Below are 17,915 nucleotides of genomic sequence, written 5' to 3' on the forward strand. Positions count from 1 at the left end.
TTTATTTTTTGTCCTTAACGTACACGAGTAATTACATAATCCGGTAATTCTCGTAATGATTGACATGATTCCGAGTTTTCTAAGCAATCTAAATGCTGCAAAGCTAAATTAGCTTGTTCTTTTGCTAAATTCTTCGCCCTCTCAATTCCTCCACTTTTTTTGACTAATTCTAAGGCCGTTTGAATATCCTCGGGTTCCTCAAATTCTCGCTCAATTAATACTAATAACTCTGGTTCTTCTTCCATCGCATACAGTACAGGCGCTGTTAAATTTCCTGAGGCTAAATCAGATCCGGCAGGTTTTCCTAGTACTTCTGTAGAAGTTGTAAAGTCGAGAATATCATCGACAATTTGAAATGCTAAACCCAGATGTCTACCATAGGCATAGAGATGGTTGGCAGTTGCCTCTGACGTTTCGCTCAATAAACAAGCAGATTTAGCACTATTAGCAATCAGAGATGCTGTTTTATAGTAGCTCTTGTTTATATATTCATCGAACGATAAACTTGTTTCAAATCGATTAATTCCTTGGAGAATTTCTCCCTCGGCAAAATCTCGAATTACTTCAGAAAGTAGTTTGACTACTTCTAAATTGTCTAAATTTGCTAGATACCAAGAAGATTGAGCAAAAAGAAAATCTCCTGCTAACACCGCAATTTTATTGCCGAACATATTGTTCACTGTCGGAACATTCCGCCGCAATTCTGACTCATCCACAATATCATCGTGAACTAGACTAGCCGTGTGAATCATCTCGGTTATTTCTGCTAGGCGTCTATGACGCGGTGTTATTTCTTTTTCTAGCATAGTTGCCCTAGCGACTAATAACACTATCGCAGGTCTTAATTTTTTACCACCTGCGCTAAACAGATGTTCTGCCGCCGCTTCTAAAATCGGATGCTGGCTACTGATTAGTTGTTTGAGGTTTTGTGTTAATAGGTTTAAGTCCTTATCAACTGGCGCAAATAGAGAAGTTACTGAAATCATTGATTAACCCAATCTGGGAAGATAGTTACGAAAGTTTACATATTCTTTAATTTATTTTAAGCTAACCTTCCCTGAGAAATGACAGAAATTTTTTCAATTTAGTAAATTATTAAATTTTTTCTTGCAAATCTTCAACTTTATGTTATCTTAATAGTAAGGGTTCTAAACATTAATAAAACATATACCAGTCCTCAGGAATACATCATCTCCTAGGTTCAACTGCTTTATTGCCTTTTTGTAGCCTAAGCTTTTAGTTAGAGACTGACTAAAGCGTAGAACTACAATTGATAGTTGGTTTTTGTAGTAAGAGAACTTCAATTTTGAGCTTCCCCTTGATTTAAAATCTAGAGGTTGCTGATAATTACCCTTAGCGGGAAAAAAAACAACTAGAGAGACCTAAACCCAAGAAAGTTAATTTCCGTTAATACTTAACCATATTTGGTTAAGGGAAAAACAGTTAAAAACAACACTTGGCTTCAAGAATTCCCCGCAATCCTGAGACAGCGGCTGTGTAGTTTTAGCTGACCCTTATAAAAAAATTAAACTCCTTACTAACGTCAACCTTACATAATTAACTTTGGGAAAGATGGCTGTTTTTATCATAGTTCTTGCATCAATCTATTTGTCTGCTGTTTACTTGTTGTTACTACTAGCTCAACGTTCAAGAAGAGTTCCTGTAGGAACTATCCGTGAAGTAAAATAGTTGAAGTAAAATAGTTAATAAAATCGCCGTTGAAAAACGTCGAAAAAACGTCGATTAGACCACAGTAAAATATAAGAGTCGGTGATGATAGCAATTGAAAAATGCAATCTCAGTAAATTGTTATACATTTATTGACTCATTCAATTCTGCGACCATTAATCATAATGGGAAGAATCAAAAACTGAATAGTTGCTTTATCTATTGTACCGTATTTATATTTTTTTAGCGTAGCCTATAAAAAATATTTCGGTACACTTTTCATCTTTTTAGCCAAGACTAAGTAGAGAGCGAACTTCCTCATCACTAACTTGAGTAAAATTTTCATAGTAACTACTAATAGACTGCAAATCCCAAGGTTTTAGTAAGTAAACTATTTGGGTAACTGGGTCAACAAGAAGTTGCTCATATACTCTAGATGTAACCACGGGGACTGCGACAACTATTGTTTGAGGGTTTTGTGCTTCTATAGCTTCAAGAGCAGCTAAAATAGTAGAACCTGTGGCGATACCATCATCTACCAAAATAACTGTTTGGTTATTAAGTGTATAAAGAGAGCGATCGCCTAGATAAAGCTGTTGACGTCTTTGGAGTTCAATAGTTTCTGAGTCAATAACAGATTGAAGAGCAACAGGAGTAACTCCACAAGAATTAATCACAGACTGATTAAGAATTTGAACACCCCCAGTAGCGATAGCTCCCATGGCCAATTCAGGCTGATTAGGCACCCCCAACTTACGAACTAAACAAATATCTAAAGGTAAATTGAGAGACTGAGATATCTCAAAAGCTACAGGAACACCACCACGAGGTAAAGCAACAACAACAGCCTCAGGAGAATTAGCATAATCAGTTAATTTGAGGGCAAGAAGTTTTCCGGCCGCTTGTCGATCAGGTAAAATAGAATTCATCGTAAGATTTAAAAACAACAGAATTAAGATAACGAGACATTACCGAACTATTTCTACCATAAATGCTTTCTATTTGTTCAAGACAACAGCTAATAGCAAAATCGGCGAAATCTTCCTCATCCACATCATATAAATCAGCAAAAACGTCCGGTTGAACTCGACAAAAACGAGGACGAGTATGGTAAATAAGGCATTGGCGTTGTTGATGGTCGAAATGAATACACCAACCATCATCACCAACTAAACTCAAATATTCCTGTAATTCTTGATTAGATAAATACTGATCTAAATCAGGACGTTCTGCTGGATTTAAATAACAACAAGCACCACAATGGTTGATACAATTCCACGTTACCATAAAAAAATAAACCTAAAATAAATACATTCTAAATTATCAAAGACAAAATCTATGACTAGTGAACTCATCTCCCTAAAAACCCTAGAAAAATTCACCTGGGAATGGAGAAATCATTCCATCACCTATACAGTAGCAGGAAGCGGTCAACCACTACTAATGATTCATGGCTTCGGTGCTTCTATTGGACATTGGCGTAAAAATATCTCAGTATTAGCCGCCCAAGGTTATCGTGTTTGGGCGATAGATTTACTAGGTTTTGGTCAATCAGACAAACCAAACATAGAATATAACTTAGAATTGTGGCAGCAACAGATTTATGAATTTTGCTGCGACAAAATTCAACAGCCTACAGTATTTGTTGGTAACTCGATTGGGGGACTATTAACCCTGATGCTAATGTCAGAAAATCCTGACATAACGAAAGGAGGAATAATAATTAATTGTGCGGGAGGATTAAATCATCGTCCTGAAGAATTGCGGTTTCCTTTGAATATGATTATGGGGACATTTACTAAATTAGTAACATCACCAGTAACAGGAAAATTTGTCTTTGAGAGGATTCGTCAGAAAAAACGGATTCGTAATACCCTATATCAAGTGTATCGCGATCGCGCTGCCGTTACCGATGAATTAATAGATATACTCTATCAACCATCCTGTGCAGAAGGAGCCCAAAAAGTATTTGCCTCAGTCTTAAAAGCTCCAGCAGGTCCAAAGCCGACAAACTTACTACCAAAAATCAATCAACCCTTACTAGTATTATGGGGAGAAGAAGACCCCTGGACACCAATCAAGGGGGCGAAAATATACCAGCAAAGGGCACAAACAGATGCCCATACAGAATTTTACACCATCCCAAAAGCAGGCCATTGTCCCCACGACGAAAAACCAGAAATAGTCAATCAGCAAATTGCTTGTTGGCTGGAAAAATTAAACTAAAGTTAAATTGATTGAAAATTTATCTAGGCTTTGAGGTATATGTGATGGTGGATAAGGAACAAATAGTAGTAACAGCAGCGCAAATGCGCCAAATAGAAGAGCGTATCTTCGAGGATGGTATGCCTATTGCCGCCTTGATGGAAAAAGCTGCTTTATTAAGTGCAAAAAAAATAACCAGCCTATATCCACTACCTAATTTTACCAAAGTCGGAATTCTCGTAGGACCAGGACACAATGGGGGAGATGCCTTGGTAATAGGGAGAGAATTGTCTTTAGCTGGTTATCAAGTCATCTTCTGTTGTCCCTTTAGTAAAGTTAAAGAACTAACCCAAAAACATCTAGAATACGCTAAAACAGCCCTCAAACTAACAGTAAAAGCAAAAGTAGAATCAATAGTAGATTGTGATTTACTAATAGATGGCTGCTTTGGCTTCGGCTTAACTCGTCCTATTAGTGGGGAATTAGCCTCTGAAATAGAAGAATTAAATCAAGCACAAAAACCAGTGGTTAGTATTGATTTACCCTCAGGAATACACACAGATACCGGAGAAATCCTAGGAATCGCCGTGAGGGCAACTCATACTCTGTGTTTAGGTTTATGGAAACAGGCTTGTTACCAAGATCTAGCCTTAGAATATTTAGGGGAAATAGAAAGAATTGATTTTGGCATTCCTGAAACCATAATTCAGGAAATATTAGGAGAAACACCTCCAGTAAGACTGATTACACCAGCCAATGCCCGAGAATTTTTACCGATACCCCGTCCCTTAGTTACCCATAAGTATAAACAGGGACATTTACTGCTTATTTGTGGATCTGCCCGTTACGCAGGGGGAGCAATTTTGACAGGATTGGGGGCTAGAGGAAGTGGAGTCGGTATGCTTTCAATAGCAGTGCCTGAATCATTGAAACCAATATTGGTAAGTCATTTACCAGAAGCTTTGATTATTGCTTGTCCTGAAACAAATAGCGGTGCTATAGCGTCAATCCCCACAGAATTAGAGCAATATCAAGCTATAGCCTGTGGGCCGGGGTTGACTACAGAGGCAGAATCTGTGGTAAAATCAGTAATTGAATTAAATATACCTCTTGTGCTCGATGCTGATGCTTTAAATATTCTCAATCAAGCAGAATTAATGCCCCAAATACAGCAGCGTCAGTTACCCACCATACTTACACCCCATCTCGGAGAATTTAAGCGCCTATTTCCTCAACTTTCTTCCCCGATGGCAGATAGGATATCCGCATCCGTTAAAGCAGCTCAAATTAGTAACAGTATTGTCTTGTTAAAAGGTACTAGAACTGTAATAGCTACTCCTAAGGGTAAAGTTTGGATTATACCAAAGAGTACACCTGCTCTAGCTAGAGGAGGTAGCGGCGATGTTTTAACAGGCTTAATTGGAGGCTTAATCGCTCCAAGCAACGATAATCACCATTATGGAGCAAGGGTAGCTGTAGCAGCTTGGTGGCACTCTCAAGCGGGTATAATTGCGGCTCAAGAAAGGACAGAGTTAGGTGTAGATGCCTTCACTCTCACTCAATATTTAGTAAGGCTAAGTTACAATTGAAAAAAATTAATACCATGGCAATGACAACGGAAAACCTTTTAAAAACTTATCCTATTGTGGAAACTTTTCATTCTCTCCAAGGCGAAGGTTATTGGAGTGGCACTAATGCCTTTTTTATTAGGTTAGCAGGTTGTGATGTTCATTGTCCTTGGTGCGATCAAAAAGAATCCTGGAGTCAAGCCAATCATCCTCAATTATCCTGTCAGACTCTCCTGAAACAAATAGTTGAAGCTAAACCATCAATTGTTATAGTTACCGGAGGAGAACCTCTAGTACATAATCTGGAGGATTTAACTACAGAATTGGCCAAGGCAAATTACCCCATTCATCTAGAAACTTCCGGCGCCCATCCTCTGAGTGGAAATTTTGACTGGATTACTTTTTCTCCTAAACGCTATCTGCCCCCAGAAGAGAGTATTTATCCTAAAGTTAATGAATTGAAGGTAGTAATCGCTGAGACAGAAGATTTAAAATGGGCAGAAAGCCAAGGGGCAAAAATCCCCTTGAAAGCGATTAAATATTTACAACCAGAATGGAATAGTAAAAAAAGTTATAAAACTATCTATAATTATGTGTTGAAACATCCAGAATGGCGCATCAGTTTACAAACTCACAAGTTTATGGGAATTAAATAATAACTATATAATTATGAGAAAGGCAGTTGTTTTACTTTCAGGAGGTTTAGATTCTGCAACTACAGCAGGAATCGCTCTTCAAGATGGTTATCAGTTAATTGCTTTGTCTTTTCGCTACGGACAACGCCATCACCGCGAGTTACTAGCAGCTAAAAAGGTTGCTGAAGTTTTATCTATATCTGAACATTATACAGTTGATATTAATTTAGCCCAATGGGGTGGCTCGGCTTTGACAGATACTAGTATTGATTTACCTAATACAGGACTACAACCAGATATCATTCCGGTGAGTTACGTGCCCGGGAGAAATACAGTATTTATCGCCATCGCTCTTTCTTTAGCAGAAGCTAAGAATGCTGAAGCTATTTATCTTGGTATCAATGCTGTAGATTATTCTAATTATCCTGACTGTCGCCCAGAATACCTTCAAGCTTATCAAAATCTGGCTAATCTTTCTTCAAAAGTGGGGGTAGAGGGGAAAGCACCACGTTTAGTTGCTCCCCTAGTTAGAGATACTAAAGTAGAAATAGTTAAAAAAGCCATGTCTCTAGGAATACCTATCTCTGAAACCTGGTCTTGTTATCAAGGTGGTGAGATTCCCTGTGGTGTTTGTGATTCCTGTAGGATACGCGATCGCGCTTTACAAGAAGCTGGTTATATTGACGGGGTTGAGTAGCCTCAACCCAACCTACGGGCGATCTCAGGCTTGTAGTAGGGCTTTAGCCCTAATTTGATTGCAGTAGATAGAAAAGTTTTGTGCCTGGGGCGCACCGCTTGCGCGGATCTCGCACTCTTATCGCTCAAACTTCAGACCAAAGCATCTTTACCTAATGTTACTGGTTGAAGTTGAGTAATGAGTTTTGAAGTAATAAGTTTTGAAGTAAGAAGTCTTGAAGTGAAAGAAGTTTTGAAGCAGCATTAGTAGCATTAGTAGGGTGTGTTAGGGCGCAGCCCGTAACGCACCATAACTCAGATCTTGCATCTTTATCAAAAGTTACTGGTGGTGGTTGAGTAATGAGTCTTGAAGTAATGAGTAATGAGTTAAAGAGTTAATGCTCAAAGCTTAAAAATTGGTTGACCTTTGCCAGATCTTAGGCGAAAGAGAAATCAACTTTTTCTGAGGTTAATTTAGTACATAAGTTCTGGTGCAAGATATGAGGTACGGGTGAAAAAATAAGCTTTAGTGAGGAGGTAGGCTTTGAGGTTAAAGGTCGTGCAACCCAACATATAATAGTTGGAGACCACGGAGTTAAATTGTTGGGTTTCGTGACCTCAACCCAACCTACTGACTCATTACTCATTACTCATTACTCATTACTCAACCACCACCAGTAACATTAGGTAAAGATGCAAGATCTGAGATAATGATTGTTGAAGTCTTGAAGTAATAAGTAATGAGTTAAAGAATTAATGCGATCGCGCTTAAAAATTGGTATACCGAGTGCAAGATATGAGTAAAATAGCCTGTTTTGAAAAAAGACCTTCACTGTAACTAGTGATGCTATACTATTGACTGACAAGAGCGAGTAATTGCTAGATTTGTTAAGGTTAAATGTTGCACAACAAGCTGAATTAGCCAGACAACAGGCGGAACAAAAAATCAGAGATGCTATACCTCGTCTACAAGCCCTAGGATTGAGCAGAGAAGAAATAGGTATAACTTTAAATATTTCTGCCTCTAGAAATTAATCAATATCTAGAGGCTGAAAGTTAATCAAAACCCTTGGGGATATTTAGTATGAGATAAAAAACACAAAAATAATTAAATAAATCTTAAAATCCTTAAAATGTAATGTTTATGGCGTTAATTTGAGATTAAATCCAGTCAAATATAAATAGAACAAAACATAATTAACTAGCCTAAAGACTGGAAAATTGATAACTATGAAAACTAAAAACTTTACCACTTTAGACGGTAACGAAGCCGTAGCTAGAGTGGCCTATAAACTCAATGAAGTAATCGCTATCTATCCTATCACCCCTTCTTCACCCATGGGAGAATGGTCAGATAGTTGGACCTCAGAAGGAAGACTAAACTTGTGGGGCACTATCCCCTCAGTAGTAGAAATGCAAGCAGAAGGAGGAGCGGCAGGAGCGTTACACGGCTCTTTACAAACAGGCTCTCTAAGCACAACTTTTACAGCTTCTCAAGGTCTATTATTAATGATTCCCAACCTCTACAAAATAGCTGGGGAGTTAAATTCATGCGTGATACATGTAGCAGCAAGATCTTTAGCAGCCCAAGGCTTATCTATTTTTGGAGATCATAGCGACGTCATGTCAGTAAGGTCTACAGGATGTGCTCTACTTTGTTCAGCATCGGTACAAGAAGCCCATGATTTTGCTGTGGTAGCCCAAATAGCTAGTTTAGAATCGAGAATACCCTTTATACACTTTTTCGATGGTTTTCGGACCTCCCACGAAGTGCAAAAAATAGAACTTCTTCAAGACGAAGAACTTGAGAAGATGGTAAACTATGATCAGATCCTGGCTCATCGTAGTCGTGCCCTAACTCCAGATCGCCCAGTATTAAGAGGAACAGCTCAAAATCCAGATGTATATTTTCAAGGAAGAGAAACTGTTAATGCTTTTTACGATGCTTGTCCTGAGATAGTAGAAAAAGCATTTAAGCAGTTAGGAGAAATAACAGGCAGAGAGTATCAGCTTTATGAATATTACGGTGCCTTGGATGCAGAAAGAGTAATTATCTTAATGGGATCTGGTTGTGAAACAGTACAAGAAACAGTAGAATATCTCAACCAACAAGGAGAAAAAGTAGGAGTAGTAAAAGTAAGATTATACCGTCCCCTAGAACAAGAACGTTTAGCTGCGGCCCTACCGAAGACGGTAAAAGCGATCGCTGTTTTAGACCGTACTAAAGAGCCTGGTGCTGGGGGAGAACCTCTCTACCTAGATGTAGTCAACGCCTACATGGAAACAGGATTTAATGACACTAAGGTCAAAGTAGTTGGTGGACGTTATGGTCTATCGTCTAAAGAGTTTAACCCAGCAATGGTAAAAGGAGTCTTTGATAATCTTGCTCAAGAAAAGCCCAAAAATCACTTCACCATTGGGATTAATGACGATGTTACCCACACATCTTTATCTTATGACCCAGACTTCGATATTGAACCAGAACAAGTTGTCAGAGCGATGTTCTACGGCTTAGGTTCAGATGGTACAGTAGGGGCAAATAAAAACTCTATAAAGATTATTGGAGGAGAAACAGATAACTACGCTCAAGGTTATTTTGTCTACGATTCTAAAAAGTCCGGTGCCGTTACTGTATCTCATTTACGCTTTGGTCCAGAAATCATTCGGTCTGCTTACCTAATTAATCAAGCTAATTTTATTGGTTGTCATCAGTGGACTTTTTTAGAAAAGTTAGATGTACTTAAATATATGGCTAATGAAGGAGTATTTCTTTTAAATAGTCCCTATAGTCATACAGAGGTTTGGGAAAAACTACCTCTAGAAATTCAAGAGCAAATTGTTCGCAAAAATCTGAAATTTTATGTGATAGATGCGGCAAAAGTGGCCCGAGACAGTGGCATGGGAGGCAGAATTAATACTGTCATGCAAACCTGTTTCTTTGCTTTAGCAGGAGTCTTACCTCAAGAGGAAGCAATCAAGGCGATTAAAAAGGCCATTGAAAAAACCTACGGTAAAAAAGGTCAAACTATTGTTAATATGAATCTCAAAGCCGTAGACCAAACTCTAGATAACCTTTATAAGGTAGAAATAGGTCAAGCTAATTCTACTATTCATCGTCTGCCTCCCGTATCTCCAGAAGCACCGGAATTTGTCAGAGAAATAGAAGGGAAAATTTTAGTAGGAGAAGGAGATAACCTCCCAGTAAGTGCATTACCCTGTGATGGCACCTTTCCTACAGGTACCACCCAATGGGAAAAACGTAATGTAGGGGAATTTATTCCCGTTTGGGACCCTGATGTCTGTGTACAATGTGGTAAGTGTATTATTGTTTGTCCTCATGCAGTAATACGAGGTAAAGTTTACGCTCCCGGGGAGTTAGAAAATGCACCTTCTACCTTTAAAGCAACAGCAGCAAAAGATAAAGTGTGGTCAGAACAACAATTTACTATTCAAGTAGCCCCAGAAGACTGTACAGGTTGCGGTATTTGTGTAGATGTTTGTCCTGCGAAAAATAAATCTCAACCCTCTCGCCGGGCAATTAATATGGCACCTCAGTTGCCTCTACGAGAAACAGAAAAAGAAAATTGGGAATTTTTCCTAAATTTACCAAATCCTGACCCGCGTCAGCTAAATTTAGAAAAGGTGAGACAACAACAACTACAACAGCCTTTATTTGAGTTTTCAGGTGCTTGTGCAGGTTGTGGAGAAACACCCTATCTCAAACTAGCTAGTCAATTATTTGGCGATCGCATGGTTATTGCTAATGCGACTGGTTGTTCTTCTATTTACGGAGGCAACTTACCGACTACTCCTTGGACTACGAATACTGAGGGGAGAGGTCCTAGTTGGTCTAATAGTTTGTTTGAAGATAATGCAGAGTTTGGCTTTGGTTTCCGTATCTCCATAGATAAACAAACAGAAATGGCTCAAGAATTACTTCAACAATTAGCAGGAGAAATTGGGGATAATTTAGTTACTGAGATTATCTCTGGAAGTCAAAAAACAGAAGCAGATATTTGGGAACAAAGAGAAAGAGTCGCTTCAGTGAAAGCTAAATTAGCTGATTTAGACTCTCCAAAGGCGAAACAACTCCTCTCAGTAGTTGACTATCTGGTTAAAAAAAGCGTCTGGATTGTTGGGGGTGATGGTTGGGCCTATGATATCGGTTATGGTGGTTTAGACCATGTGCTTGCTAGTGGTCGTAATGTCAATGTTCTAGTTATGGATACAGAGGTTTACTCCAATACCGGGGGACAATCCTCGAAAGCTACTCCACGGGCTGCCGTAGCTAAATTTGCCGCCGGAGGTAAACCTGCCGCTAAAAAAGATCTAGGTCTTATGGCCATGGTCTATGGTAATATATATGTGGCGAGTGTAGCGATGGGAGCCAAGGATGAACATACCCTGAAATCATTTATTGAAGCAGAAGCCTACGATGGTCCATCTCTGATTATCGCCTATAGTCACTGTATTGCCCATGGAATTAATATGCAGACGGCGATGAATCATCAAAAAGCCTTAGTAGATAGTGGACGGTGGTTACTGTATCGTTATAACCCAGATTTAGTAGAAATGGGACAAAATCCTCTACATCTGGATATGCGTTCTCCTAAACAACCTGTAGCTGATTCCATGTACCAAGAAAACCGCTTTAAAATGTTGACTAAAACTCGACCGGAAGCGGCCAAAGAATTACTTAAACAAGCCCAAGCAGATGTAGATGAACGTTGGCGCATGTATCAATATTTAGCTGCCAGGGCACTTAAAAATGATTCAGGAGAATAAGATGGATTTAACTACTAATTATCTCGGTTTAAAATTGCGCTCTCCCCTCGTTCCCGGCGCTTCAGCTCCTTTGAGTGAAAATCTCGACAATATTAAACGTATGGAGGATGCAGGAGCTTCAGCCGTAGTTTTACATAGTATCTTTGAGGAACAATTAGAGTTAGAGCAACATGAGTTACACCATCATTTAACTTATGGTACTGATAGTTTTGCTGAAGCCCTCAGTTACTTCCCGGAACCTGATATGTTTCATGTAGGAGCAGAAACCTATCTAGACCATATTCAAAAAGCAAAAGCAATGGTAGATATTCCGATTATCGCCAGTCTCAATGGTTCTAGTTTAGGGGGTTGGACTCACTATGCTCAACAAATTCAACAGGCAGGGGCTGACGCTTTAGAACTGAATATCTACAGCATACCCACAGATATGGATTTAGATGGGAGAGAAATCGAAAATAACTATTTAGAGATTCTTAAGGCTGTGAAATCAGAGGTTAGTATTCCTATAGCTCTTAAATTAAGTCCTTTTTGGAGTAATATGGCTAATATGGCCAAACGCTTTGACCAGGCTGGAGCTGATGCCTTAGTTTTATTTAACCGCTTCTATCAACCTGATATCGATTTAGAACGTTTAGAAGTGTATCCTCATGTACTGTTGAGCACACCTCAAGCTATGCGTCTACCTATGCGCTGGATTGCTATTTTATATGGTCGCATTGGAGCAGATTTAGCCGCTACTAGTGGGATTCAAAAGGGTCATGATGTGATTAAGATGGTTATGTCTGGAGCTAAAATAACTCAACTTTGTTCTACTCTCTTACGCCATGGAATTGAGCACATTCAAGATATCGAAAGGGATATAATTCATTGGATGGAAGAAAACGAATACGAATCTATTCAACAAATGCAAGGCAGTATGAGTCAAATTAATTGTCCTGATGAGAGTGCCTTTGAAAGGGTGCAATATCTTAAGAGTGTGGCAATTACACAGCCTTATACACTTCATTAACAACTGTTATTCATCCCCCGGATTTGAAATCCGGGGGTTAGTAGTTGGACTTTAGTCCATGGGAGAGAAGGTTACTCGGCGATCGCCTCACATCTTGCATCTATTAAAATTCATTTAGCGCACCGCGAAGCGGATCTCTTCGAGATCGCTCTAGGGGAAAAACTTTTCCATCTACTGACATTTGTTTAAAAGTAAAAAGAGAATGATAAATTAATCTTTTAAGCGCGATCGCATTAATTCTTTAACTCATTACTTCAAAACTTCAAAACTCATTACTCAACAACAACCAGTAATATCATGTCCGTTTAATTAGTTATGATAAAGTTCTACCTTCATACCTTCTTCCTTCCCTCGGAGCCTTCTGCCTCGGTGCCTCGGTGCCTCGGTGCCTCGGAGCCTCACCTCATTTTTATCGTAAGTATTCACCCGAACTTGATATAACAGGGTGACAACAAAGTTGAAATGACGACAGGTGTATTGATTGAGATTTGAAAAGTTTATCGGGCTAAAGCCCTACTACAAACTTACCTACCTTCACTTCAACCTGGTTGTCACCCTGTCAGATACAGCAGAATCTAGACTACAGTAAATTTTTAGATTTCAACCATTCTTGATTATATAGTCGAGATTGATAACGGGCCCCTCCATCGCACAAAACAGTAACTATTGTATGACCTGGTCCCATTTCCTTGGCCAAGGCTACGGCAGCACCTACATTAATACCAACTGAACCGCCCATAAATAAACCATCTTCATACAACAGTTGATAAATTACTCTAACCGCCTCTTTATCGTCTATCTGAATCGCGTCATCGATGGGGACCCCCTCCATGTTGGCGGTGATACGACTATTACCAATTCCTTCTGTAATTGAATTCCCTTCGGGTTTAATTTCTCCAGTCTTCACATAACTATATAACCCGCTCCCCATGGGATCTGCAACTACACACTTAACAGCAGGGTTTTTCTCCTTCAAAAATAGAGAAACCCCGGCAAAAGTTCCCCCAGTTCCCGTGGCTGCCACCCAGGCGTCTACTTTTCCTTGAGTTTGTTCCCAAATCTCGGGTCCCGTCGTTTGATAATGGGCATTACGATTAGCTAAATTATCAAATTGATTCGCCCATATTGCATTATCCATTTCTGCCGCCGTTCTCCCAGAAAGTTTTACATAGTTATTAGGATTTTTATAGGGAACCGCCGGAACTGCTCTTACTTCGGCACCTAGTAGGCGCAGCATATCCATTTTTTCTTGGGATTGAGTTTCAGGAATAATAATTAAACATTTATACCCCTTAGCATTACAAATATGCGCTAAACCAATACCTGTGTTACCAGCAGTTCCTTCAACAACTGTACCCCCAGGTTTAAGTAATCCTTTTGCTTCGGCATCTTCAATAATATATAAAGCGGCGCGGTCTTTTACCGAACCACCAGGGTTAAGAAATTCAGCTTTTCCCAATATTTCACAACCAGTCGCTTCACTGAAGCTATGTAAACGAATTAGGGGAGTATTCCCTACCGTACCCACAAAACCATCTTTGATATCCATAATCTCCATTTTTTAAGACAAACTAAATCTTATATTTTAACTCTCATTTTCTCTAACCTCGGCTAAGTATTCTTCTAAAGAGAATAACTTCCAGCGCGATTCACTGAGTATTTGTAAGACGCGAGAGTGATAATGTAGCATACTAGGACGATGACCAACACTAACAATAGTGGTTTCTTCCTGTTTTAATGACTGATAGAGTCTTTTTTCATTTTGTACATCTAAGGCGGAGGTAGCTTCATCGAGAATCGCAAACTCAGGTTTAGTTAACAGTAATCGCGCAAAAGCGAGGCGTTGTTGTTCTCCTAGGGATAAAACCTCAGACCAACTCAATTCTATGTCTAAACCACCTACTTTTTCGGCTAAATCCGGTAGATTAACTCTTTTTAGTACTTCATATAGTTCTTGGTCCCTTACTTGCTTATCTGTGTGAGGATATAGTAACTGCTGTCGTAAAGTTCCTAGAATCATATAGGGTTTTTGGGGAAGAAATAACATAGATTCCCAAGTAGGTCGAATAATATGTCCTGTACCTTGATTCCACAGTCCAGCGATCGCCCTTAACAATGAACTTTTTCCTGAACCACTTGCTCCTACTATAGCTAAACTTTCCCCTGAGGGTATTTCCAATGATAAATCTTCTACTAGTTTTTGCTGATGATTAGGGGTTAATAGGGTCAAATCTTCTAAGGCTATGTGAGAATCTATCGTCATATCTATAGTAGTTGGACCTTCGTTTTCTCTTTGTTGTCTCTCTTCTTGTGCTGTTAACGTCTCATCAAAAGCTGCAATCCGATTGACTCCAGCAGCAAAGGCGGTTATCTGGTCAAATTGCTGAATAATAATAGATAAGGCGCCGAAAATTTGGAAAAAAGCTAGTGATGCTTGACCGATTGCCCCAAAATCTATGTCTCCTCTCAAATAAATTGGCGCCACAATTAAATAAGGAAGTATGACTACAAAATAACTATGTGAAGTAGTAAAAAAATCTAAATTACGCTGCCATCCAATCAATATATGAAAATTACGAATAGCTGCGGCAAATCTTTGACCGACACTTTGCCTTTCTTGTGTTTCTCCACCATAAAAAGCGATTGACTCAGCATTATCTCGTAAATGAACTAAACCGTAGCGAAAGTTTGCTTCTTGCTGAAGCTGATTATAATTTAGTCCAATTAATCTCCGTCCAATCAATACTGTTATCAATGTACCCGCCATAGCATAGAAGATTAACACTAAAGATAGAGTACTAGAAATAGCCCACAAAACTCCCACAAAGGAAAATAGGGTAATTACTGAGTCTAATATAGTTAGTAAAAAACTGAGACTAATTCCGGTAAAAGAGCGAATATCTTCGGAGATACGTTGGTCTGGATTATCGATAATCTTCTCTTCATTGATTTTATAATAGGCGCGATTTTGTAAATATCTTTCGAGAAAATCGTTAGTTAACCACTCTCGCCAATAAACTCCCAATAATTTTCGACAATAACTATAAATTACTACTATAGGGGTACCAACCACAAAAACTGCCGCAAATACCCCCAAAAATATCCAAAATGTAGATTCTTCCTTAGCCACTAAAGAAGTTTCAATAAACCTTCTCACAAAAGATAGCATTACATTTAAGCCAGTAACCATCAAAGACAATAGCAACAAAACTGCCAACAATCCCCACTGTTTGGTACGATCTTTTAAGTTTTGGAATTGCCAAGCAAAAGTGGCTACGGGAATACCTAAAGCAAGTAATAAAGCAATGAGATAAATAGGGGAAGAGAAAACGCCGTCAATGGTAGTAATCAAACCATCAGCGACCTTTTCGGTAAATTCTGGTATTAATTGCCTGCCGAGGAAAATAACCGCCGCTGTGGCGACAAACAAAGCGGCAAAGAGAAATATCATCAGCATCACCAACACAAAGAAGAAAATTGCTGCTTTTCTTTTACTAGGATACCAATAGGGAAGGGCTACTTCTATAAAACGTCGCCATAGACGGGAGTCTATTTTGTTGAGTTCAGAAGTTGTAGTTGTTGCTTGCATTTAATTTATCTAGCTAGTTGAGGAAATTGTTAAGAATGGTTTAACTTAAATTTAATGATAACTCAAGAAAAACTTACAATTATGAGTACAGCATTAAACATTGAAACTGTCCGCAACCAAGTAGTGATTTTTGATCGCTCTTCTTGGGGTTTATTGGAGTTAACGGGGAGCGATCGCGCTCGTTTTCTCCATAACCAAAGCACTAATGAAATTATGGATTTACAACCTAGTCAAAGTCGGGAGACAGTATTTGTCAACTCTACTGGACGTACTCTTGATTTAGTCACCGTTTATACTACAATTGAAGCCTTATGGTTACTAGTGTCACCAGATAGTCGTCAGTTTTTATACGAGTGGATGGATCGCTACATCTTTCCTATGGATGCAGTAGATTTAAAAGACATCTCAGATAATTATGCTATTTTTACCCTGATTGGTGCTAAAAGTGCTTCAGTTTTATCGGATTTAGGGTTAAATACTTTTCTAGAATCTAATCAACATACTTGGCTTGATTTTGAAGACACCCCTATACTAGTAGCAAATGGTTGTGATTTAGATTTACCCGGATTTACCCTAATTATTCCCATTAACCATAGTCAAACAATCTGGACTAAGTTAGTTAATACTGGAATTCCTGTTCTCGATAAGTCCCAATGGTCACAACTACGTATTCTCCAAGGTAGACCAGAAAAAGGTTATGAATTGACTGAAGACTATAACCCCTTAGAAGCGGGTTTATGGAGAGCTATATCTTTTAATAAAGGTTGTTACATCGGACAAGAAACTATTGCCCGCCTAAATACTTATCGAGGCGTTAAACAAAGATTATGGGGTATTATTTTAGACAGTCCTGTCGAACCTGGTACTGTGATAACTCTTGAAGACAAGAAAGTAGGAATAGTTACAAGTGTTACTAATAATTTTGCTTTAGGATATATTCGTACTCAAGCTGGTGGAGAAGGTTTAAAAGTCAAAGTAGAGCATACTACTGGAACTGTAGTGGGGGTACCTTTTTTAAGCCATGATTACTATTTATGAGGTTTTTGAGGAGGATTTTCTAGAGGCATACGGATGCTTTCTACATCAACTAAAGCATTTCTCAAAGTTTGTTCCACGCGATTTAAAACAGCATCGGCATAGTCGTCAGCCCATTTTTGAATCTTTTCGGACTCTTGTATGTTGATTTGACGAATATGATCTAATTCTTTTTGAGCATTAGTACGTATTTGTTCTACTTCATTTAGGGTATTTAGCTGCAAAGCTTCACAATCTTGAGATACTTTTTGTCTCAGTTCACGTGCTTCCATCTCCGCCTGTTGAATGATTCCCAATTCATCAAGGATTTGGTTAGCACGTCTTTTCGCTGATTCGATAATATTCATTGCTTGATTTTCAGCGTCAGCGATAATTATTTGTTTACCTTCAATAATAGCGATCGCCAGTTGAAATTGCTCAGGAATTGTTCTCCGTATATGATCAATTTTTTTTACTAATCTTTCTTCATTAACTATAGTATAACCAGTTAGAGGAATATGAAAACTATCAAAGATGATTTCTTCTAGTTGATTTATTTCTTCTTGTAAATCAACATCACTTACAGCAATTTCTTGATTATCGCTATTATTTACCACAAAATTATGCTTGCCAGAGTTGTTTACCGGGAGAGTATGTGCGGCATGACCGTTTACTTCATTGAGAATAGGTTTTTTTTCTCTTTTTTGATTCTGATCATTATTATCTAAGTATGAATCTTGATTCATCATCATTTTTATAATAAAGGT

At 38.7% G+C, this 17,915-nt stretch carries 14 protein-coding genes; 8 read left to right on the plus strand and 6 right to left on the minus strand.

The features are described from left to right. Positions 1–14: 14 nt before the first annotated feature. From sds to MW688_RS22695, 3 genes are all read right to left on the minus strand, one after another. On the minus strand, positions 15–986 hold the full coding sequence (sds, locus tag MW688_RS22685) for a solanesyl diphosphate synthase (protein WP_486738291.1): 972 nt from the start codon (positions 984–986) through the stop codon (positions 15–17). A gap of 969 nt (positions 987–1,955) precedes the next feature. Next, positions 1,956–2,597, minus strand: coding sequence for a phosphoribosyltransferase (locus MW688_RS22690; protein WP_486738292.1), 642 nt, complete (start codon positions 2,595–2,597; stop codon positions 1,956–1,958). Then, positions 2,578–2,955 (minus strand): YkgJ family cysteine cluster protein, encoded by a 378-nt coding sequence (locus MW688_RS22695; protein ID WP_486738293.1) that lies wholly within the window; start codon positions 2,953–2,955, stop codon positions 2,578–2,580. The genes MW688_RS22690 and MW688_RS22695 overlap by 20 nt, the downstream gene beginning before the upstream one ends. A 51-nt stretch (positions 2,956–3,006) precedes the next feature. Between MW688_RS22695 and MW688_RS22700 the strand changes: the two genes are divergently transcribed. From MW688_RS22700 to MW688_RS22730, 7 genes are all read left to right on the plus strand, one after another. Further along, a complete protein-coding gene (locus tag MW688_RS22700) occupies positions 3,007–3,894 on the plus strand; it encodes an alpha/beta fold hydrolase (RefSeq protein ID WP_486738294.1) in 888 nt (295 codons plus the stop codon). Between the two features lie 44 nt (positions 3,895–3,938). Beyond that, positions 3,939–5,462: an NAD(P)H-hydrate dehydratase gene (locus tag MW688_RS22705; RefSeq protein WP_486738315.1), complete on the plus strand. Its 1,524-nt coding sequence runs from the start codon at positions 3,939–3,941 to the stop codon at positions 5,460–5,462. Between the two features lie 20 nt (positions 5,463–5,482). Beyond that, positions 5,483–6,097, plus strand: a complete 615-nt coding sequence (locus MW688_RS22710; protein WP_486738316.1) for a 7-carboxy-7-deazaguanine synthase QueE — start codon at positions 5,483–5,485, stop codon at positions 6,095–6,097. A 13-nt stretch (positions 6,098–6,110) separates the two neighbouring features. Continuing rightward, entirely contained in the window at positions 6,111–6,773 is a 663-nt protein-coding gene (gene queC / locus MW688_RS22715) for a 7-cyano-7-deazaguanine synthase QueC (RefSeq protein WP_486738295.1), read from the plus strand. Positions 6,774–7,636: 863 nt separating this feature from the next. Beyond that, positions 7,637–7,786, plus strand: coding sequence for a hypothetical protein (locus tag MW688_RS22720; protein WP_486738296.1), 150 nt, complete (start codon positions 7,637–7,639; stop codon positions 7,784–7,786). A gap of 195 nt (positions 7,787–7,981) precedes the next feature. Then, the gene (gene nifJ / locus MW688_RS22725) at positions 7,982–11,536 is read left to right on the plus strand and encodes a pyruvate:ferredoxin (flavodoxin) oxidoreductase (protein WP_486738297.1); all 3,555 of its coding nucleotides are present in this window, start codon (positions 7,982–7,984) and stop codon (positions 11,534–11,536) included. A gap of 1 nt (position 11,537) precedes the next feature. Beyond that, positions 11,538–12,545, plus strand: coding sequence for a dihydroorotate dehydrogenase-like protein (locus tag MW688_RS22730; protein ID WP_486738298.1), 1,008 nt, complete (start codon positions 11,538–11,540; stop codon positions 12,543–12,545). Positions 12,546–13,125: 580 nt separating this feature from the next. On the opposite strand, the gene MW688_RS22735 is transcribed toward MW688_RS22730, so the two are convergent. Further along, positions 13,126–14,094 (minus strand): cysteine synthase A, encoded by a 969-nt coding sequence (locus MW688_RS22735; protein ID WP_486738299.1) that lies wholly within the window; start codon positions 14,092–14,094, stop codon positions 13,126–13,128. Positions 14,095–14,130: 36 nt separating this feature from the next. Continuing rightward, on the minus strand, positions 14,131–16,134 hold the full coding sequence (locus MW688_RS22740) for an ABC transporter ATP-binding protein/permease (protein WP_486738300.1): 2,004 nt from the start codon (positions 16,132–16,134) through the stop codon (positions 14,131–14,133). A gap of 81 nt (positions 16,135–16,215) precedes the next feature. Here MW688_RS22740 and ygfZ point away from each other — a divergent pair, with 81 nt between their 5' ends. Beyond that, positions 16,216–17,172 (plus strand): CAF17-like 4Fe-4S cluster assembly/insertion protein YgfZ, encoded by a 957-nt coding sequence (gene ygfZ, locus MW688_RS22745; RefSeq protein ID WP_486738301.1) that lies wholly within the window; start codon positions 16,216–16,218, stop codon positions 17,170–17,172. Here ygfZ and MW688_RS22750 read toward each other — a convergent pair. After that, positions 17,163–17,900 (minus strand): ATP synthase subunit B family protein, encoded by a 738-nt coding sequence (locus MW688_RS22750; RefSeq protein ID WP_486738302.1) that lies wholly within the window; start codon positions 17,898–17,900, stop codon positions 17,163–17,165. The genes ygfZ and MW688_RS22750 overlap by 10 nt on opposite strands. Between the last annotated feature and the right edge of the window lie 15 nt (positions 17,901–17,915).

The organism is Johannesbaptistia floridana, from assembly GCF_057440575.1.